Source organism: Acaryochloris thomasi RCC1774, from assembly GCF_003231495.1.
Lineage (GTDB): Bacteria > Cyanobacteriota > Cyanobacteriia > Thermosynechococcales > Thermosynechococcaceae > RCC1774.
In genome coordinates this window covers 1-19,958 of record NZ_PQWO01000018.1, presented here as the reverse complement: position 1 = coordinate 19,958, position 19,958 = coordinate 1, and the positions used below count along the sequence as shown (strand labels likewise).

General features: G+C 49.2%; 18 protein-coding genes and 1 pseudogene. 11 read left to right on the top strand and 8 right to left on the bottom strand.

Going from position 1 to position 19,958, the window contains the following annotated elements:
• The first annotated feature begins 127 nt into the window (after window positions 1-127).
• Window positions 128-448, top strand: coding sequence for a GIY-YIG nuclease family protein (locus C1752_RS21540; RefSeq protein WP_110988120.1), 321 nt, complete (start codon window positions 128-130; stop codon window positions 446-448).
• Window positions 449-478: 30 nt separating this feature from the next.
• Here the strand turns inward: C1752_RS21540 and C1752_RS21535 are convergent, their stop codons facing one another.
• The 4 genes from C1752_RS21535 to C1752_RS21525 form a co-directional block, all read right to left on the bottom strand.
• Entirely contained in the window at window positions 479-1,312 is an 834-nt protein-coding gene (locus C1752_RS21535; RefSeq protein WP_233501804.1) for a M23 family metallopeptidase, read from the bottom strand.
• Between the two features lie 614 nt (window positions 1,313-1,926).
• The gene (locus C1752_RS28560) at window positions 1,927-2,085 is read right to left on the bottom strand and encodes a hypothetical protein (protein WP_158535162.1); all 159 of its coding nucleotides are present in this window, start codon (window positions 2,083-2,085) and stop codon (window positions 1,927-1,929) included.
• 69 nt (window positions 2,086-2,154) lie between these two features.
• Window positions 2,155-2,952 (bottom strand): RNA polymerase sigma factor SigF, encoded by a 798-nt coding sequence (locus tag C1752_RS21530; RefSeq protein WP_110988119.1) that lies wholly within the window; start codon window positions 2,950-2,952, stop codon window positions 2,155-2,157.
• 450 nt (window positions 2,953-3,402) lie between these two features.
• Window positions 3,403-3,858 carry a peroxiredoxin gene (locus C1752_RS21525; RefSeq protein WP_110988118.1) on the bottom strand — a complete coding sequence of 152 codons (456 nt, stop codon included), beginning with the start codon at window positions 3,856-3,858 and terminating at the stop codon, window positions 3,403-3,405.
• A 140-nt stretch (window positions 3,859-3,998) separates the two neighbouring features.
• Here C1752_RS21525 and C1752_RS21520 point away from each other — a divergent pair, with 140 nt between their 5' ends.
• On the top strand, window positions 3,999-5,252 hold the full coding sequence (locus C1752_RS21520; RefSeq protein WP_110988117.1) for an MFS transporter: 1,254 nt from the start codon (window positions 3,999-4,001) through the stop codon (window positions 5,250-5,252).
• A gap of 37 nt (window positions 5,253-5,289) precedes the next feature.
• On the opposite strand, the gene C1752_RS21515 is transcribed toward C1752_RS21520, so the two are convergent.
• Window positions 5,290-5,751, bottom strand: a complete 462-nt coding sequence (locus tag C1752_RS21515; RefSeq protein ID WP_158535161.1) for a DUF2808 domain-containing protein — start codon at window positions 5,749-5,751, stop codon at window positions 5,290-5,292.
• Window positions 5,752-6,054: 303 nt separating this feature from the next.
• Between C1752_RS21515 and C1752_RS21505 the strand changes: the two genes are divergently transcribed.
• Window positions 6,055-9,282 carry a valine--tRNA ligase gene (locus C1752_RS21505; protein ID WP_110988114.1) on the top strand — a complete coding sequence of 1,076 codons (3,228 nt, stop codon included), beginning with the start codon at window positions 6,055-6,057 and terminating at the stop codon, window positions 9,280-9,282.
• A gap of 217 nt (window positions 9,283-9,499) precedes the next feature.
• Complete coding sequence (locus tag C1752_RS21500; RefSeq protein WP_110988113.1) at window positions 9,500-11,173, top strand: MHYT domain-containing protein; 1,674 nt, start codon at window positions 9,500-9,502, stop codon at window positions 11,171-11,173.
• Here the strand turns inward: C1752_RS21500 and C1752_RS21495 are convergent.
• Window positions 11,160-11,489, bottom strand: a complete 330-nt coding sequence (locus tag C1752_RS21495; RefSeq protein ID WP_110988112.1) for a transposase family protein — start codon at window positions 11,487-11,489, stop codon at window positions 11,160-11,162. The genes C1752_RS21500 and C1752_RS21495 overlap by 14 nt on opposite strands.
• Window positions 11,490-11,834: 345 nt before the next feature.
• Here C1752_RS21495 and C1752_RS21490 point away from each other — a divergent pair, with 345 nt between their 5' ends.
• The 3 genes from C1752_RS21490 to C1752_RS21480 are packed head-to-tail and all read left to right on the top strand — an operon-like array spanning window position 11,835 to window position 13,718.
• A complete protein-coding gene (locus tag C1752_RS21490) occupies window positions 11,835-12,686 on the top strand; it encodes a diguanylate cyclase domain-containing protein (protein WP_233501803.1) in 852 nt (283 codons plus the stop codon).
• Window positions 12,687-12,737: 51 nt separating this feature from the next.
• On the top strand, window positions 12,738-13,328 hold the full coding sequence (locus C1752_RS21485) for a slr1658 family protein (protein ID WP_110988111.1): 591 nt from the start codon (window positions 12,738-12,740) through the stop codon (window positions 13,326-13,328).
• Between the two features lie 48 nt (window positions 13,329-13,376).
• Window positions 13,377-13,718 carry a slr1659 superfamily regulator gene (locus C1752_RS21480; protein ID WP_110988110.1) on the top strand — a complete coding sequence of 114 codons (342 nt, stop codon included), beginning with the start codon at window positions 13,377-13,379 and terminating at the stop codon, window positions 13,716-13,718.
• Between the two features lie 31 nt (window positions 13,719-13,749).
• Here C1752_RS21480 and C1752_RS21475 read toward each other — a convergent pair whose 3' ends face one another.
• Entirely contained in the window at window positions 13,750-14,283 is a 534-nt protein-coding gene (locus tag C1752_RS21475; protein WP_110988109.1) for a hypothetical protein, read from the bottom strand.
• A 352-nt stretch (window positions 14,284-14,635) separates the two neighbouring features.
• Here C1752_RS21475 and C1752_RS21470 point away from each other — a divergent pair, with 352 nt between their 5' ends.
• From C1752_RS21470 to C1752_RS21455, 4 genes are all read left to right on the top strand, one after another.
• The gene (locus C1752_RS21470; RefSeq protein ID WP_110988108.1) at window positions 14,636-16,690 is read left to right on the top strand and encodes a glycosyltransferase family 2 protein; all 2,055 of its coding nucleotides are present in this window, start codon (window positions 14,636-14,638) and stop codon (window positions 16,688-16,690) included.
• 88 nt (window positions 16,691-16,778) lie between these two features.
• Window positions 16,779-17,627, top strand: coding sequence for a DUF547 domain-containing protein (locus tag C1752_RS21465; protein WP_110988107.1), 849 nt, complete (start codon window positions 16,779-16,781; stop codon window positions 17,625-17,627).
• A 163-nt stretch (window positions 17,628-17,790) separates the two neighbouring features.
• Window positions 17,791-18,444, top strand: coding sequence for a DUF6940 family protein (locus C1752_RS21460; protein ID WP_110988106.1), 654 nt, complete (start codon window positions 17,791-17,793; stop codon window positions 18,442-18,444).
• A 173-nt stretch (window positions 18,445-18,617) separates the two neighbouring features.
• On the top strand, window positions 18,618-18,872 hold the full coding sequence (locus C1752_RS21455; protein WP_110988105.1) for an extracellular matrix/biofilm biosynthesis regulator RemA family protein: 255 nt from the start codon (window positions 18,618-18,620) through the stop codon (window positions 18,870-18,872).
• Window positions 18,873-19,629: 757 nt separating this feature from the next.
• Here C1752_RS21455 and C1752_RS21450 read toward each other — a convergent pair.
• Window positions 19,630-19,958, bottom strand: a pseudogene (locus C1752_RS21450) (photosystem II q(b) protein); the annotation flags it as partial.

Below are 19,958 nucleotides of genomic sequence, written 5' to 3'. Positions count from 1 at the left end.
TCCTAATCTTCGGTGCGCCTTGGTTCAAAGATCAAGGATGAAAGCGAGCCATACCAATATCACTGACCCGCGAAAAGCTAGGGGTAAGGGTGTAGGATATCACTGACTTTCACAGGTTGAATACCCTATGCCTCAGTGGCATCTTTACTTAATCAGAACGCGGTTGGGAACGCTCTACACGGGAATCACGACCGATGTACAGCGTCGTCTAGCCGAACATGCGGGTAAAGGAAATCGAGGGGCCAAGTATTTGCGAGCAAAAGGGCCACTAACGCTTGTCTATCAAGTTGAGATCGGCAATCAGTCGCTAGCGCTACAGGCAGAAAAGCGCATCAAGACGTTAGCCAAGCCTCAGAAAGAAAAAATTATCGCGGCGCAGCTCGATAGCAAGAGATTATTGGCAATGATTGACCTTCAACCTCATCCCTCACCTTCGACTGGCTTGTAGATCAGAGATAAGATGCCGCTTTATTAACCTTTAGCCCTGCGCGATGTGGCCAGCATCACATTGACTTGCGATCGCAAACGGCACAGTAGTCGTAAATCGTCGGGGTGAATCACCCGGCTGCTGCACCTCGACATGCAGATGGGGACCGCCGCTCCAGCCAGAATTACCGCTGAGACCAATCAAGTCCCCCACCTCAACCCAATCCCCCACGGCTAACGTGATTGCTTTTCTAAACTCCTGCTGTAGGTGAACATAAACGGAGCGATAGCCATCATCATGCTCCAGGTAAACATAGTTAAATTTATTGCTTTTTTCACGGCCACCACCGGTGTCAGGGTAGCGATCATAAATACCAATCACTCGCCCAGACTGCATCGCGTAAACCGGTGTCCCAATCGGACTAGCGAGATCATAGGCGTAGTACATTCGCCCTTGGTGGGTCAACCCGCCATTTCCCTGCGTCAGCTCCCCTAAACCACCAAGAGGATGACAAAATTGCCTGACTGCCGACCCCACATCAGGGCCGACTGCAAGTGCAGCCTGGTGGGCGGCAACCTTCTGAATCGGTTGAGAGAGCAGCAGGGACGTTTGCTTCGATATCCCTTTTTTGGGCACCGAGGCACCGCCTAAGTCATCAGCAGATGTCTCTGGCGAAGACGTTGAACGTGATTGATTGGCCAGAACCGTTGGCGATAAGCTTGACGGCTGAAACATAAGAGGCATCGCCGTGCCTATCGAAATTAAAGCCAGTAACACAGAGCCGCGCCAAGATGTCCGATTAAGTCGCTGAGGAGAGAACTGGTGCCGGAGTGAGCGACCGTTTACATGAACATTTTTGCGTGACTGACCAAGTCGGGGTAACATTTCTAAGCCTCAATTGCCAAGGGTGATAAAGCTTTGGTGAACCGGCAAGAGTACAGATTGCGTCACAAAAATTCAGCAGCGACTTCACGCCCCTGCTTTAACGCATCATTAAAATCTGTCTTTTGCGTCCCCCACCATCAGGGTGCCCATTATTGAGTGAGCAAATTGCTTTATTGCAAAAGTAATTTCAAACTGCTGCTAGAAAATTCCCCAGTGAACACAAAAAAGCACAGGAAAATGGGGGCGAAATGATAACGCACCGAACAACAAATGTACTGAGAACTCAATTAGAATCAATTGCTCACAGCCAAGGAATGACGGCGAACAGCTCTGCTAAGGCATTTACGGTGTAATAACCCCTAAATGCTACACAGTGAGCCTTAATTTGATTTTTCGAGATTCTTAGTAATGCTGAAGAATATATTTACTAAAGAATTTACTTACCCCACTTAACCTATTTATAGCACGGCAGACAAGGTCTGAGATGTTCTATTTGAACAAATAAGTCAACTGTAATCTTTTGTTAGAGAACATGAACAAAAGCTAGACATCAGAGGTCATTTTCTCAAATTGGCCTTGCCTAAAGCTGCAAGATCGCAGAGGAAACAAACGGCTTAACCGACAGAGCCTTCTGACCGTTGTTGCGATCGCAACAACGGGAACAAAACTTTCCCTTGCCAATTGTCCCCCCCCCACATCAAGGAAGGCAGCCGGGAGCAGCCCATGCCCTCAGAAGCGACGCGATTATCGGCCAGCTCTAACATCCGGCCCATAGCTCTTCTTCCCGTTAGGACAGAAGTAGGACTCAGTGGCATATTGTCAAAAACAGGCGCGCCAGCCGCCTAACCGTAGATTTCTGCTGGCATCGGCTGCTGCAGTAAATCCTTCAATTCCTCTAGCCCTCGATTAATGCGGCGAGTGACAGTAACCGGGCTAACGCCGATGTGCTCAGCCACTTCTTTTCGTGATAGCTGATTAAAAAAGACGAGCTGAATGACCTCACGGGTTGTCTCTTCTATTTGCGCCAAAGCATACTGAAGTTCAGCGCTATCTTCTTCATTGATTTGCTGCATCTGGTCCCGTGCATCGACGAGCGCATCCCCTAGCGTCAGGGCTGAATCAGACTGTAGCTGTTGGTTCGGAGAGATACGGGCATTGAGGCTCAAGGGAACGCGATTGCAGGCCGCTAGCTGCACAGAGCGCCATTCGTTCATCGATAAATCTAGGGCGTTGGCCAATTCTTGATCGCGGGGCTGACGACCTAGCTCCATCGTGAGAGCTTGCCGAACTTTTTGCCCATGGCGGTGCAGTGCCTGCCAGCGACGGGGCAGGCGAACGGTGTTGCCGCGATCACGCAGAAAGTGAAGAATATCACCCCGAATATAGGGTACGGCAAAGGAGCTAAAGGCATATCCTTGCGTCGGGTCAAAGCGTTCGATCGCTGTAATCAGGCCCAGAGATCCACACTGCTCAAGATCTTCGTAGGGCTCAGCGCATTGGCGAGCGAGTCGATGAGCAATAGTGCGCACAAGGCCCATATTCAGGCGAACGAGTCGATTGCGCAGCCGTATAGAGGGCTGATTTTGATAAGCAACCAGCAATTCCATCGTTTGAGACTGCAGGGAAGTTTGATACGCCAATGCTTGTACTCCTGATTAGTAGTGGGACATTAGAGAGTCGCGTTTATCAACGGCCAACAAAAGAATAGGTGGCGAACCTCTTATTTTTTACTTTTTGGAAGTAATAGTCAGTAAAGATGCTTATTTATTAGAATTACCGATTTTTATCTGCATTTACTCCCCCAAGTGGATAGTTTTGCCCTTATCCATTTGGATATCAATATGGATTAATGGTGATGAAGATAAGGCTCTATTGCTTGTATTCCACACACCACAGTGCTTTTACGCAATGACACAAACACAGTGGCTTTTCCAATGGCTCGTTAATGGTGTAAGCCTATTTTTCGCTGTTCTGCCGACAGAGTTGATGACGAATGATACGTAAACACAAAAATCGCGACAGCCTTTAGCCGTCGCGATTTTAGAAAAGAAAGAGGGAGTCTGATTATCCTTCAGCCATTACCGAGGAGACTATTGCAGTTCCTCTAAGGTCTTAATGGCGGTTTTGATGTGCCCATTCACGTTCAGCTGTGAGTTAAAGACCTTTTGGACAATACCCTTTTTATCAATAATGTAGGTGACTCGACCCGGTAAAATCCCTAACGTTGAAGGCACACCGTATAGCTTGCGAACCTGATCATCTTCGTCACTAAGCAACTGAAACGGCAAATTGTTCGATGTCGCAAACTCTTTGTGAGAGTCTACCGAATCAGAACTAATGCCTACGACCTCTGCCCCTAACTTTTGGAACACTTCATAACTATCGCGGAACCCACAGGCTTCCTTTGTGCATCCGGGGGTGTCGTCTTTGGGATAGAAATACAGCACAACGGGTTTGCGTTTATATAGACTCTGCAGTTTTACAGCCTTCCCTTTGTTCGATTTTAAAGTGAAATCAGGTGCAGAATCCCCTACTTTGACAGCCATCAAGCCTATCTCTCTAACAGTACGTCTCTAAATGTAACGAAAAGTGAAGTACTTCGTTAGACTGTTGAGGAACGAGCGTCGACAACCTTGGCAGAGATGAACAGCTCCCTACCGTTGTCCGCAATCTGAAGGGTATATCTGTGAAGATTTTTTGGACCCTAGCCCCCCGTGTCAGAAGGAGTCTGGTGGTTCTTTTGATATCTGGTTTTTGCTTCTGGGCTAGTCTCGGCTCTCAATTGCCGACGCTGCCGCTGTACATCGGCGATCTGGGGGCTACTGAGCAGCAGTTAGGGGTGGTGATGGGTGCTTTTGCTCTGGGTTTGCTGGGGTCTCGCGCTTGGCTAGGACGGATCGCCGATCAGCGTAGCCGCAAAGTTGTGCTTCAGATTGGGTTAGTGGTCGCTGCGATCGCACCTCTTCTCTATCTCGGGGTGAAAACGCTGCCGATACTGTTCGCTGTGCGGGCTTTCCACGGGGTGAGTTTGGCGGCTTTTACCACCGCTTATACAGCTTTGGTGGTGGATCTCTCACCACGAGAACAGCGGGGAGAATTGATTGGCTACATGAGTCTGATCAACCCTATTGGTGTGATGCTCGGTCCAACGGTGGGCGGACTCTTACAGGCTTGGGCAGGTTATCTGCCTCTCTTTTTGTTGGCATCAGGCTTAGCCATTGTCGGTCTGCTGGCAGCTTCCACGATTGATGAGGGGTTAGCTCAAGGTGAGGTCCAGCCGCAGGTCTCAAAAAAACAGAAATTTTGGGGATTGCTGCAGGCTCCGCGCCTCAAGATTCCAGCAACGGTCATGCTTTTGATCGGTCTCACCTTTGGAACGCTATCAACCTTTGTGCCGCTGTTGATTCGTGAGACGGCAGTAGATTTGAATGCAGGACTGTTTTATTCGGTCGCTGCGATCGCAAGTTTCGTGATCCGCGTCTTGACGGGTAAAGCCTCCGATCGACTGGGTCGGGGACGATTTATTTCCATGAGCCTTTGCTGCTACGGCCTCGCAATGATTCTGCTTTGGCTTGCTCATACAGAACTAACCTTTTTGCTAGCTGGCATCTTCCAAGGCTGTGGGAGTGGAACTCTCATTCCCATGATCGCAGCCCTTATGGCAGATCGCTCGGAACCCCACGAACGCGCACGGGTTTTAAGTCTTTGCATTAGCGGGTTTGATGTCGGCATTGCGCTAGCGGGGCCTTGCTTAGGCACGGTGGCAACGCTGGTAGGCATTCGACCGATGTTTGGCCTTGCCTGCGGGTTTGCAGGAGTGGCTCTCCTGTTATTTGCCACAAGCAACAGCAAAGATTTCTCCCATTCCATTGCATTCGCGCTAGGTAATGGCCGTGATATCTACGCCCTAGATTCGGTTGTACCTAATGTTGCTCAATGACGCCTAGAGCCATCGCATGTGCTCAATAGCCCATGCCTTACTTCTCAGGAGAAATATTGAGCTGGCCGTAACCTAAAAAACGTCCCGTGAGATCAGAGGGTTTGGCAAAGGCAATTACACCAAACCGGTAAATCCCGCTTACCCTGGGCTTTTGCTGAGGCTTCACCATAATCGTCACTGTTTCACCGGGTCGCACTGGCTCAGCAAAAGCAACCGTCACGGCTCCAGCTTTAGACCGTCCGCCCATTGGGATGAGCGATCTCGTCTTATTCTTCTGAGCTTTTACCCCTGTAAATGCCCGCAGAGAAAGATTCTCAAACTTGACCCTCTCAATATTCTCTGTTTGCACAATACTAACGGCCTTAATGGGTCGCGCCTGCTTGGGGTTCTTGAGTGTGAAATAGTAGGTAGGCTGATCCTCTTTGGTCTTTGAATTCGACCGGAATTGCACCAATCCTGAGCCAGTTGCATCTTGAGCCGCCGCTACGGGATGAATCATTGTAGTGCACGCCAGCAAGGAAATACCGACCAGTACGGCTGTTGATTGAATGCTGAGGTTTCTCATCACTTCTGTTTCCCAAGCTTTGATATCTACGCCATAGAGTCGCTGGCTGAGCCAACTATAAACCCAATGTGTAAATAATCCGCCAGTTTCCTGAATCTTGGCAGAGCGTTTCCTGAGAGAAAAATAAACAAACTAGACTCACCGCTGTTGGCGATCTGATCGAGAAGGTCTCTATCCGTTTTCATCAGCGTGAATATGGCAAAATCAATAGAATACGCCTCACCCAAAGCCAACTTTATGATTGCTAGTGCGCCCGCCCTCTCAAGCCAATATGATCCCGCCAGCACTGAAGCCAAGTGGCAGGAGAACTGGGAAAGCAAAGGAGTATTCACAGCCGACCCTAACCACGGAGGGGAACCCTACTGTGTCGTGATTCCGCCGCCTAATGTCACGGGCAGTCTGCACATGGGCCATGCCTTTGAAAGCGCTTTGATCGATGTGTTAGTGCGCTACCACCGAATGCTCGGCTGCAACACCCTCTGGCTGCCCGGAACCGATCACGCCAGTATTGCGGTGCACTCCATCCTTGAGAAGCAACTCCAGGCAGAAGGAAAAACGCGTGATGAGATTGGTCGTGATGCTTTTTTAGAGAGAGCGACAAAATGGAAGGCTGAATCGGGCGGCAAGATCGTGAATCAGCAGCGTCGTTTAGGCGTTTCTGTGGACTGGTCACGGGAACGGTTCACGATGGATGAGGGACTCTCAAAGGCTGTGCGGGAAGCCTTTGTCAGCATGTATGACGAGGGACTCATCTATCGGGGTAATTATATGGTCAACTGGTGCCCTGCCAGTCAGTCAGCCGTCTCGGATCAAGAGGTCGAGAAGCAAGAAGTAGACGGCCATCTATGGCACTTTCGCTATCCGCTTGCCGATGGTTCAGGTGCAGTGGAAGTCGCCACCACACGACCCGAGACGATGCTAGGCGACACGGCAGTGGCGGTCAATCCCAATGACGAGCGCTACAGGGAACTAATTGGCAAAACCCTGAAGCTGCCGATTATGGACCGGGAGATTCCGGTGATTGCTGACGAGCACGTTGACCCTGAATTTGGGACAGGTTGCGTCAAGGTAACCCCTGCCCATGACCGGAATGACTTTGCGATGGGGCAGCGCCACGATCTGCCGCTGATCAACATCATGCATAAGGACGGCAGGCTGAATGAAAACGCGGGGCCATTTGAAGGGCAAGATCGTTTTGAAGCCCGCAAGAATGTAATCAAGCGGCTAGAAGAAGACGGCTGCTTGGTGAAGATCGAAGAATATCGCCACAGCGTGCCCTACAGCGATCGGGGCAAAGTCCCTGTTGAGCCATTGATTTCAACCCAGTGGTTTGTGAAAACTGGGCCGATGGCCGCCGATACGCTCAAGTTTCTCAATGAGCAGCAGTCCCCCAACTTCGTGCCGGACCGCTGGACAAAGGTCTATCGTGACTGGCTCGAGAATTTACGCGACTGGTGCATCTCTCGCCAGCTTTGGTGGGGACATCAGATTCCGGCCTGGTATGCCGTGAGCGAAACAGAGGGTGAGATCCGCGAGAATACGCCCTTCATTGTGGCCCACGATGAATCAGAGGCTTGGAACAAAGCAAAAGAACAGTTTGGAGATCAGGTCCAGCTCAGCCAGGATCCTGACGTATTAGATACCTGGTTCTCTTCAGGGCTATGGCCGTTCTCGACAATGGGATGGCCAGAAGAGACGGCAGACCTATCCACCTATTATCCCACCAGTACCCTGGTGACCGGCTTTGACATCATCTTTTTCTGGGTAGCTCGCATGACGTTGATGTCGGGTCATTTCACCCAGCAGATGCCTTTTAAAGATGTCTACATTCATGGTCTTGTCCGGGATGAAAAGGGCCAGAAAATGTCAAAGTCAAAGAACAACGGCATTGACCCATTGGTGTTAATCGATAAATACGGAACCGATGCACTGCGATATACGCTCATTCGCGAAGTCGCAGGGGCTGGCCAGGATATCCGCTTAGACTACGATCGCAAAACGGATGAATCATCGTCGGTCGAAGCCTCTCGAAATTTCGCCAACAAGCTCTGGAATGCATCTCGGTTTGTGCTGATCAACTTAGAGAATCAGACGCCAGCTCAACTGGGCTATCCCGCATTAAAAGATCTTGAACTCGCCGACCGCTGGATTCTTTCAAAGTTTCATCGGCTAGTGGCCCAAACGCGTCAGCAGATTGACGCCTATGGTCTAGGTGAAGCCTCTAAATCACTCTATGAATTTATCTGGGGTGATTTCTGTGACTGGTACATCGAGCTGGTGAAGCCTCGACTCCGCGAAAAGGGCACAGGCTCTCATCGGGTAGCCCAACAGACGCTAGCGTTTGTCTTAGAAGGGACGCTGAAACTGCTGCATCCATTTATGCCTCATATCACAGAGGAAATTTGGCAGACACTCACCCAGGCAGAGGCGGAGCAATATCTTGCCTGTCAGCTTTATCCTGAGATAGCAACGACACATTTAGATATCGAAGTCGCACCTCCTGCAGCAGCATTTGAGCCCACCACGACGAGTCTAGTGACCCACAGCTCTTCTGGTTTAGCGACGCCGAGCGGGGCAGGCGAAGAAGACTGGCGGGTGGTTGCCGAACGTATCTTAGAGATTCCAGAGCAGATTGCTACGTTTATTGGCAAGCATCGGAGAGGCATGATTACGCTGCTTCTATTTGGTTCCGGGTTAGTGGGAGTTGAAGTTGCAAGCTCAGTCCTAACAACGGTTAACCACCTCCCTCTAGCAAAGCCGCTCTTTCAGCTTGTGGGACTGTTTGCCATTGTTCAGTTTGCTTACCAAAAATTGCTCTGGAAAGAAAATCGTAAGGAAACGATTCAGACCGTCAACCAGTGGAGAAAGAAAGTCGCCCCCCCTCCGGTAATTATTGATACTCCTGCCCTGCCTGTTGCCGAAGAATCTGAATCTGTAGAGTCTGCTGCACAATCATCGACCAAGGAGATAATGCAGTTTACTGATGATGCCACTGAAGAACAGTTCGAGCTGTTGATTGGCATTATTCGTACGATTCGGAATCTGCGAGCCGAGGCCAATATTAAGCCTAGTTTGCCGATTAAGGTGATCTTGCAAAGTGAGAGCGATCGCGAACGTCAAGCCCTGACGACAGGCCAGGCCTATATTAAGGATGTTGGTAGGGTCGAGTCTTTAAGCATTACGCCGGTTCTCGAAGGAGAACTGGCGCAAACCATTGTCGGCGTTGAAGGAACGGTTCAAGTTCTAATTCCCCTGAGTGGTGTAGTGGATGTGGGTGCACTCAAGGCCAAAATCGAAAAGGGTCTCAAGAAAGCTGAAGGGGAAGTCAAGTCGTTTTCTGGGCGATTGAAGAACGCTAAGTTTGTCGATCAGGCTCCAGCAGAGGTCGTGCAGGGTGCTCGAGACGCTTTGGCTGAAGCCGAAAAGCAAGTGGAAATATTGCGAGATCGCCTCATCCGCCTTTAGGAACTCACTAGTTTTACTTGCTCTTGAAAAGGATTATAAATATTGCTCTATCACTTGTGCAGATGTGCAAGTCAGAACAGACATGGGAACTTTATGCTTAGCACCACCTGTTCAAGCCTAGTCAGGTCTTCTTCAGGCTGTGCATTTACTGAAGTATTCATGCAGAAAAATCCAGTGTGGGATAGCAATCTCACATTGAGTTAGGAGAAATAACAACATGATCACACTGATAGGCGAATATAGCTGGCCCTTAGTTCTCTTCTCATTTGTGATTGCTCTACTTGCCTCCTACACAACACTAGAGCTAACGGGCAGAATAACGTCTGAAGAGGATAACCAAATTCGCCCTGGGTGGCTACTGGGCGGCTCCGTCACCATGGGGACAGGGATTTGGTCTATGCACTTTGTGGCTATGCTGGCATATCGTTTGCCAATTCCAATGTCCTATGACCTACTCACCGTTGTCGTTTCTTGGCTGGCAGCAATCATCGCTTCCGGCATAGCATTTTATAGTCTGCACCGAGGGTTCGCGAATTGGCTAGCGCTGATTGTTCCAGGGGTTCTGATGGGAGGGGGCATTGGCACAATGCACTACATCGGGATGGCCGCAATGCGTGTCCCTGCCCAGATGCATTACAATCCCTGGATTGTTGCGCTATCGGTAGTCATCGCAGTCCTCGCCTCCAGCACAGCCTTGTTGATCGCCAGCTATGTACAAAAGCGCAATGATCAGGAAATACTAAAGCTAGGGGGAGCGCTCCTCATGGGAGCCGCCATTTGTGGATTACATTACACCGGAATGGAAGCAGTTCGCTTCATCCGCGTTGAAGATGCCTCAGTTTCAATGCTGGCTTTGAACAATACTACGCTTGCTTACACAATTGGGGTCGTCACGCTAGTTATTTTGGGCGTTGCTTTAATTACCTCTCTCTCTGATCAGAAAAAGCAGCTATTTACTGCAATCAAAACACTTGAGCATACACAGATCAGGCTACAGAAATCTGAGAAAGCAACGCTACAATTTGCGGAGAAGCTCAAAGAGACTAATCTTACCCTTGAAGATAAGGTTTCAGAGCGGACCTCGCAGCTAGCCCAGGCAAATAAATCCATTAATACTCTGAACCAGAGACTTCAGTCTGAGAATCAGCGAATGGAGACAGAGCTGGATCTTTTGCGTCAGATGCAGCAAATGATTTTGCCCAAGCCCCAGGAATTAAAGGCGATTGAAGAATTAGATATTGCAGGATTTATGGAGTCAGCTGACGAAGTTGGTGGGGATTACTATGATGTTCTCGATCATGATGGAGTAGTCACTATCGGGATCGGTGATGTGACAGGACATGGACTAGAAAGTGGCATTCTCATGGTGATGACCCAAGCTGCTATTCGTACACTCAAAGAGGTGCGAGAGATGAACCCAGTTCAGTTCTTGGAAACGCTAAATCGCACCATTTATCAGAATGTGCAGCGGATGGATTCAACGAAGAATCTGACCCTATCAGTTTTGACCTACGCCGATAAAAAGCTCAGCATCAGCGGCCAGCATGAAGAAGTCATTGTGATGCGTTCAGATGGAAACATCGAACGTATTGATACGATTGATTTAGGTTTTCCAATCGGCATAGTCGATGAGATTGGTGAGTTTATTAGTCATGCCTCTGTGCAGCTAAACCGTGGCGATGGCATTGTCCTTTACACCGACGGCATTACTGAGGCTAGTGACATTGACAATAGGCTATATGGGCCTGACCAGCTCTGCAAAGTGGTGTGCCAGAATTGGCATCATCCTGTTGATGATATCAAGCAGGCAGTCATCAACGATGTGCGACGACATATCGGGACACAGAAAGTATTTGATGACATCACACTGGTGGTGATCAAACAAAGGTGATCGCGGCGTTGAGAGTGATCAGGGCTATTTCAAAGAAACGGGTTAGGGATTGAGCGAAGTGCGATTCATCGGTGCCCAACAGCACTCGACGAATGGTGCTGTAGGACGGCAAGCGATGCTTGGGGGGATTGAACAACTCCAATAAAGCATCATGATAGGATTTGAGCCAATCGCCAATGGAAAGGAAGCCTCGATTACCGGCTGCAATAGAAAGAGTGAATAAGGCTAAACAGAATGCTTTTTGATGGCGAAGACCTGCGGTGCGACGGACATCGGGCAGAGCTGAAAAGGCATCTATGATGGCGAGTGAAGACATAAATAGCGAACAAAGATGACTTGCACATCATCGGTCTTTTTGGAATGAAATAGCCCTGGAGAGTGATTATGTTGCCAATATTGCTGAACAGCCTCAGCTTTTTGATGTAGCTCAACATCATTTAAGCATTATTTAAATAACGGTTGTTAGTTCCCATATTGGAAAGGGTACCCTAATCTCGGTAAGGCGCTTCAGGGTGAAAAGTTTAGCCAAAAGATCGCTGATACCAATTACCCAGCGGAATGACCTAGATATAAGCTCAGGATCCTTGCAGAATGAGCAATCTCAAAAATAAAGCAGTTCACATCTACAGGAAATTGGTATAAGACGGGGGGGATTGGGTTGTTGATAGACTCTGCTGAGATTAAACAAGACCAGCAAGCGATACAACTGACTGCATTGCAGCGAGAAGTTGAGCAGCTTAGGCAAGAGAATACAGATTTGCAGATTGCATTATCGACCACGGCTGAGCATGGCGATCTCATTGAAGCTCAAATCCATGCTGTCAACATACAGCTCAAGGCTAAGTCTGCAGAGCAACAGCGCACTGCAGCTCAACTGGCCAAGCTGCTAGAGATACTATCGCAGGAGAAAGATGACTTAGAAACAACCCTGCGAACTCTAGTAGATCACGGGGATGCAGTGGATGAGCAGTGGGAAGCCAAGCTGGACGAGGCAATCAGTTTAGCAAGTCTAGATAGCTTGACCCAAATCGCGAATCGTCGCCGCTTTGATGAGCATTTGACTCAGCAATGGAAGCAGATGGCTAGGGAAAAAGCACCTATCGCGGTGATTTTAGGCGACATCGACTACTTTAAGCAGTACAACGATCTCTACGGCCATCTGGCAGGAGACGCCTGCCTTAAGCAAATTGCTCTGACCCTTAGGAAATCGGCTTTGCGCCCCATTGATTTAGTGGCCCGCTACGGAGGGGAAGAATTTGGGGTTATTCTACCTCAAACCGATCTTCAGGGTGCGGTCGAGGTCGCTGAGCGAATGCGAGCTTCCATTGAAAAACTCCAAATTCCCCATGCTCGTTCACAGAACAGTGCTGTTGTCACTCTCAGTTTAGGGGTGGCCTGTACGGTGCCCTTGCCGAGTCAATTATGGATAGATCATCTAGAGCAAGCAGATCAACAGCTCTATCAGGCGAAGGAGGGTGGTCGCAATCGATTTGCAGCGATCAATTCGAAGTAAAAGTATTTTCTGTCCCAAACGTTTGACCTAGAGTATTTTAGAAGGTGATTTATGTCTCAGGTTTCTATTCCTCAACAGTTTGGTATTACTTCCGAGAATATTCCTCGCTCTGAAGAGTATCTGACCCTACATTTCTCTCCAACCGCAATTCCCCGGCAGGAGCGTTGGAGAAACTATGGCTTATCTGCAGATTTCTTGGGTGACTATTTCTCAACTTTTTTCCCAGGCGATGAAAATGCAGAGCAACCGATTAGTCGCCGAGAAACAATCAAAGCCTCTATCAGCTACATCGCGAATGAACTACTTGAGAATGCTGTTAAATATAGTGATATCGAGACGGACCGAGCGATTCACATCACGCTATTTCTATATGAGCAAGAAATTATCTTTCAGGTGGTGAACTATGCCAATCAATCAAGGGTCGAAAAGTATCAAAGTTTCATTCAAAAATTGCTGAATTCAGATCTTGATGACCTTTATGTGCAGCAGCTAGAGCAGTCTGCCCTTGGAAGTGGAGAATCCAATTTAGGAATGCTGACGATGCTCCAAGACTATTCCGCTAAATTTGGCTGGTATTTTGAGCCTGTGGCCGAGTCCCCAAACCTAACTCAGGTTAAAGTAACGGTGCGATTGGGCGTTTAAGCATGACAGCAATTGACGTGAAAAAAATCAGACTTTTGGGAGTGGCCAGTGGAAATTAAGACAGATGACTATACAATTTGGCGTGATGCAGAGTCTGCAACCGTTCACATTCAAGGAATCTTGCGGTTGTCAGGGATGAAAGAATATGACCCAATCATGGAGTTTATGCTTGAGGCCCTGGGGGGTGCTGAACAATTCACCCTTAACCTACAGGGGCTTGAATTCCTGAACAGTTCTGGAATCAGTATGTTGACGATGTTCGTTATCAAGGTGAGGCAGCAGGGAAATGTGAAGCTGCAGATTCAAGGCTCTGAAACGACACTGTGGCAAACAAAATCTCTCAAGAACCTGAAACGGTTGATGCCCAGTCTCAGCTTGGAGTTCGCTTAGTTTTTTGTGCCGTATAGGCTTGCTTCAAGCGCTAAAAGGCCTCGTTCTGGGCCTGCTGTTGTTTCCACTGCAAAGCCTGGATTTGGACCTCTGGGTAGAGCAGGCTGTGGGTGGGAATTAGGGTAAGGGTTGCGATCGCAACATCCAGCTCTCCTCTTTGTTCCGCTATCTGTCTAGCTCTCGCTAGAATATCTGCGCCCTGTCCCTTAGACGAGAATGTCTCAACGGGAACAACACCAGAGGATTCAGATCGCGCCCTCAAAGGAAGTGCCTGCCGACTTGCGACCGGCGTCTGCAGTAACAGAGTCATCGTCCCAAGCCCCAGTATAAAGAGGCTGAGCACCCCCAATCGTGTCGCCTGCGCCTGACGGGTAGACCGCCTGACCTCAGCTTCAATATCGCGGGCTTCTGCAGGACTGAGCTGGAGCCTACGCCGTTCGATCTCTAAAAGCATAATCTCGGCAGTGGTGAGCTTGCCTTTGAATAAATAGGCCTGTATTTTCGTCTGATACGCCCGTTGGCAAGGTGTGATGGAAGCTGGGCGGTTGTCATTAAGGAGTGCCATTGGTTTCACCAATCACTGTAGATGAATGCTTGGCGTTCCCCCGCAAAAGCGATCTCAGCCAAGTTTTGAAATGGAGACAAGAACAAAGTGGATCTGAGTAGACAAATATCCGCTTTGCCCTCACTAATCTCAAGTCCTACTTTCTTAGATCTCCCACCCTAATGCAGTGATCCAGTCAGCGGTTGGCGGTAATTTGAATCACAGGGAAGTCTTATCTCATACTCATTTAGGGCACTTCAGGAGAGCATTTTCTTCATATCTAGTCTTCATTTGCTCGGTTTCTCAGCAAAAAATAAGACACTGCGCCTCTGCGGCGTTTAGTCTATCAAATACAAATGAAATGACTTCAGCTATGTCCTCGGATCAGAACAATCTCAATAATATTCTGGTCATTATTCCAGTTCTAAATGAAGAAGCCACCATCAAAGGGGTGATCCACGATCTGCAGTCCCACGGTCTCTACAACCTGCGCGTGGTAGATAACGGCAGTACCGATCAGAGCGTTGCGATCGCAACCCAGACCGGGGCCGAAGTCGTGCGAGAGCCCACTCCTGGCTACGGGCAAGCCTGCTGGCAAGGACTACAAAATCTTCCCCATCACATCGACTGGATTTTTTTCTGTGACGGTGATGGCAGTGATGATCTCAGTAAACTATCCAAATTTCTCGACCAGCGAGAGCAGTATGACCTAATTTTGGGCAATCGCCGCGCCACTCCCACCGGACGAGCGGCCATGACAGCAACCCAAGGCTTTGGCAACCAGCTCGCCACCCGTCTGATCGCCCTCGGCTGGAAGCATCGATATCACGACCTTGGCCCCTTACGCCTGATTCGGCGCTCAGCGCTAGACACAATCCAAATGCAAGATCGCGGCTTCGGTTGGACCGTTGAGATGCAGGTCCGCGCCGTTGAGTGCGGCTTACGGATCAGCGAACTGCCCGTTGGGTATCGCCGTCGTTTGGGCGGACGTTCAAAAATCTCTGGCACCCTGTCCGGCAGCATCCAAGCCGGAATTGTAATTCTCAGTACCCTCGGCCAGCTTTACAGCCGTCGCTGGCGCGTTCTGCCCCTTCAGCAATCGGACCCCGTTCCTCAAAAAGTGCATTGGCTGTGGCTGAGCACCCTCTTGCTCATGGCAGGCTGCGCCCTGATTGCTCCCTACGGCGACTTTTCTTCCATAGACTCCTTTAATCGCTTCTATTTAGGCACTGCGGTTCTAGGACTGGGCTTTGTCCTCTCTTGGCTGGTGCAGCGTCTCAGCGCGGTTTGGTTTTGGGCCGTCTCTATTGCAGCTCGCCTGCTGCTGCTGCCCATGCAGCCCGGAGACGATATCTGGCGCTATCTCTGGGAAGGCCGTATTCAAAACCTAGGGTTTAGTCCCTTCCATCTTGCCCCCAATGCCGAAGCCCTGATTGAGTATCGAACCGATTGGTGGTCTCAGATCAACCATCTAGATGTCTCAGCCATTTATCCCCCTTTAACCCAGTGGGGATTTCGTGGATTAGCAGCCCTTTCTACCTCCGTATTGCTGTTTAAAGTTGGCTTTGTAGTCGCCGACCTCTTAATCTGCGGTTTGCTTAGTCATCGCTTCGGCCACGCAAAAACCTTACTCTATGCCTGGAACCCAATTGTTCTGTACTCTTTTGCCGGTGGCGGCCACTACGATAGCTGGTTTTTGCTCCCCCTCGTCGCCGCCTGGCTCTGGCTTGACTCACCCAGCCGACCCAAAACGCCAAAGCAGATTACCATCAGCAGCCTCCTGCTCGGCATCAGCGTTGCCGTCAAGTGGATCTCTCTGCCGATTTTGAGTTTCTTAGTGTGGCGAACGGTACGACAAAAGTGGCTGAAGTGGGTGCCTGTCATACTCCTGTGTGTCTGCTTGCCGATGGTAATCACCGCCCTTCCTTTTTGCCTTGAAGGTTCCTGCCCCCTTGTGCCCACCAGCTCTACCTTCGTCACCCACGGTCGCAGCGCCGAACTGATCCCCCACCTTCTCGGGAATATTGATGTCCTCCGCTGGAATAACTGGACCTATCTCATCCCTCTAGGCGGTGTAGGACTGTGGCTGATCTTAAAATCCCGTACCCTGGGTCAATTTACGGAAGCATTTTTGGGGCTATTACTGATTCTTTCGCCCATTATTCATGCCTGGTATTTTACCTGGTTAGTCCCTTTCTCAGTCATGAGTCGCAATTGGGGAACTCGCCTAGTCAGTCTGTCCGTCTTTGTCTATTTTGTCCTGCCCTTTCGTATTTTGACCCAGGATGATTTCTCCTGGTATCTCTCTAATAGCGAACGAACCGTACTTTGGCTGCCCTACGTACTAGGCTGGCTATGGACCCTTAAACAGCAATCATTTGAGACAGAAATGCCCGCAATAGGTTCGACTCATCCACAAAAGGTTTAACCACAGCCCAGTATTCTTTCACTAAAAACTCAGGTACATCTAGTTCTATGGTGAGTAGGTATTCTTCAACTGCTTCGGAAAACAGATTATGAAACGGCGTTTATCCCTTATCCTTTTGCCCAGCCTATTCCTAATGGGCTGCACTGTGCCTGTGTTGGAAAATCAACTGCAGCAGCCCGCCTCTTCACAGATTGTCAGCAACATCAAGGAAGGGAAGCCTTTTTCCTATGAAGATTATGCGACAGTTCTGACGGCCCATGTTGATGACGAAGGCTTAGTTGACTACGAAGCTCTGCAGCAGGACCGGGAAGCCTTAGATCGGTTCAATGCCACGCTGGCTGCTGTCCCCGCTGACATATATGGCGGCTGGAGTGAACCTGAGAAACTAGCCTTTTTGATGAATGCCTATAACTCGTTTACGCTGCAGGCCATTATTGATCAGGAACCCCTTAAAGGCAGCATCCGAAATATTACAGGTGTTTGGGACATTACCAAATATGATATTGCCGGCGAGAAGAAAACACTCGACAATATTGAGCACGACACCATTCGCAAGGAATTTGACGAGCCTCGCATCCATGCGGCCCTTGTCTGTGCCGCAATGAGTTGTCCCATCCTTCGCAATGAACCCTACACCAGCGAAGAGGTAGAGGCGCAACTTGAAGATCAAACAAACATTTGGATAGCCCGTCCTGACACGGGTTTCAAGATTGATCGCGAGCAGAAGCAAGTCTTTTTATCTAAGATTTTTGATTGGTACGGTGACGACTGGAAGGCCAGCTACGCTGTTGAAGGCAAGTTTAGCGGCAGTGACAAGGAACGAGCTGTACTCAACTTCGTTAGTAATTATGTCAGCCCAGAAGATAAAGCATATCTAGAACAAGGCGACTATGAGGTTAAGTACCTTGACTACGATTGGGGACTTAATAAGCAGTAGATTCGCGGAAAGGTTTGAGGCAACCGCCCATTAAAACACGGGCCTGCATCCCTTAAACCTCACAACCTCGATGCTGAGAAGGGGCAGTCTCGAAGTTCACGCTCGGAGAAGAAAAGCTGATAGCTTTGGAACATCACGATCGTTCTTCGGAACTATTAACGGAATGTCACTGCAGCATGAGCTTTTTCTTCAGTCTCCCGAGGGTCGTTTTGTCGCCTACAGCCAACGCTTAGATCGGGGTCAAACACTACGGCTACAGTTTGCTGCTCACAGCAAACCCAATCTGCGCCTCACTTGGCAACAGGTGATTGATTTTTGGCAAAATGACTCAGATTTCCGTGATTTGACGACGAACGTGTTCGTTCAGTCTCCCTACGCTGCCTTTTTTTGGGAAACACCCCCAATTACCAAAAGCACACGACTGAAGGCATGGGAATGCGTGATCGTGAACGCCCCTGCATTAACCGGCATGGTGGCGAATCCACGCCCTTTTTCTCAGCAGTTCGAGCGCCAGGAAGCTGGGACAGAGATCTGTCTTTTTTCCAATCTTGGGGGTGATGCTTTACTGATGGCTCCCTGCCCTGCAGAACCACTCTCTACCCACGCACACCTGGCAATTTTTGTTCGTAATGCCCCTCATCTACGCACAGACATTTTATGGCAAAGCCTGAGTGAAGCAATTTCGTACCACCTAGAGACAATCGACGGCGAGCCTCTCTGGATCAGCACTTCAGGATTAGGCGTCTCTTGGCTACATATTCGCCTTGATTCGTGCCCAAAGTACTACACACACCGACCCTATCGCCACGTTTCATAGGTTGATGGGCATTATCCTGCGCCTTACTCCGTATATGCGCTTCACTGTTTTTTATCTTCATCAAGCTTAATCTATCTCTCGGTAATCTCACTGAGAGAGATGCGGTTTTTATTTGTTAAAAGAATTAGTGGTGGGGTTGTTTAGGGGCCTATTGGGCCTGTGAGACAGGGGTTATGGGGAATTCGTTATTTAATCTGGGATTCAACAAGATGATTCGCGGTAATTCGATCATCGCGATTATCAGTCCTGAGTCGATGCCGGTTAAACGGCTGATCGCTGCGGCGAAAGAGAATGGGCGACTGCATGATTTCACTCGCGGACGACGCGTCCGTGCGGTTGTCATTGATACTTCAGGGACCGTGATTCTTTCATCGTTTCAACCCCAAACGATTAGCAATTCTCGAGCAAAAGTGCTGGGGTCGGCTTAGGTATTGAGACAAACGAGCCTAAGGCTCACAGACTCTCCGCTCTCCTCGGGGACAGACGATGGAGACAAGAATAGTGCTCGTTGACTTCGGCAAACTTGGGCTTGTCGCGGTACAAGTACTGATTAGGACACAAAACTGGCTCAAACTCATCTATGCCAAAGAAGAACTGTTTTAACTCAGCCGGGTACTGCTATACCTGTTGCGATCGCAAAGCAAGAAACGAACGAAAGCCCAAGCTAAGGTCTTAAGGAAGCAGATTATTGGAATAGCTTGCCACTCTTCACGCTCCGCTATCGTCACAGTCTCCAGCAAAAAAATTTCTCCAATCTGTTAGATCGGAGATCAAAGTGGGAACACTGATGATGTAACGCAGATTTAAGGACAACTCAAGCGCTTTCTAGAGCTTCCATCTCAAAGATGCGATTGAGTCAGACTAAATCCCAGCGTTCCCCAAATAACTAGATCTCCCCTGGCCTCACCGCTAGGGGTTTTTATTAGCTTAACCTCTGCTTTAGCACTCCCCCTGAGTAGATCCACGGAACTTTACAAGCTTCGCGCTCGGCCTTGAGCCTGTAACTCACTGCCTTATTCACCAACTCGCCAGCCTTCTTTCGGAGTGGAAGCCATATCGGACTCCGACTAAAGCGTGGGGATTTATAATCAACGGAAAAATCCCGCCCTCAATTGAGGGCGGGATTTCATTAATCACTTATCTAATTGTCGAGAGAACTAAAGTTGTCCCATTAGAAGGTCGTGATTAGCCGTTGATGACTGGAGCAGTCAGAGCAACAGTTGTAGATTCCATGGAAGCTAGGTCCAGAGGGAAGTTGTGAGCATTGCGCTCGTGCATGACTTCAAAACCAAGGTTAGCTCTGTTCAGAACATCGGCCCAAGTGTTGATCACGTTGCCGCTTGAATCAACGATGGAGTGGTTGAAGTTGAAACCATTCAGGTTAAACGCCATGGTGCTGATGCCCATTGCTGTGAACCAGATTCCAATCACTGGCCATGCACCCAAGAAGAAGTGTAGTGCGCGGCTGTTGTTGAAAGAAGCATATTGGAAGATCAACCGACCGAAGTAGCCGT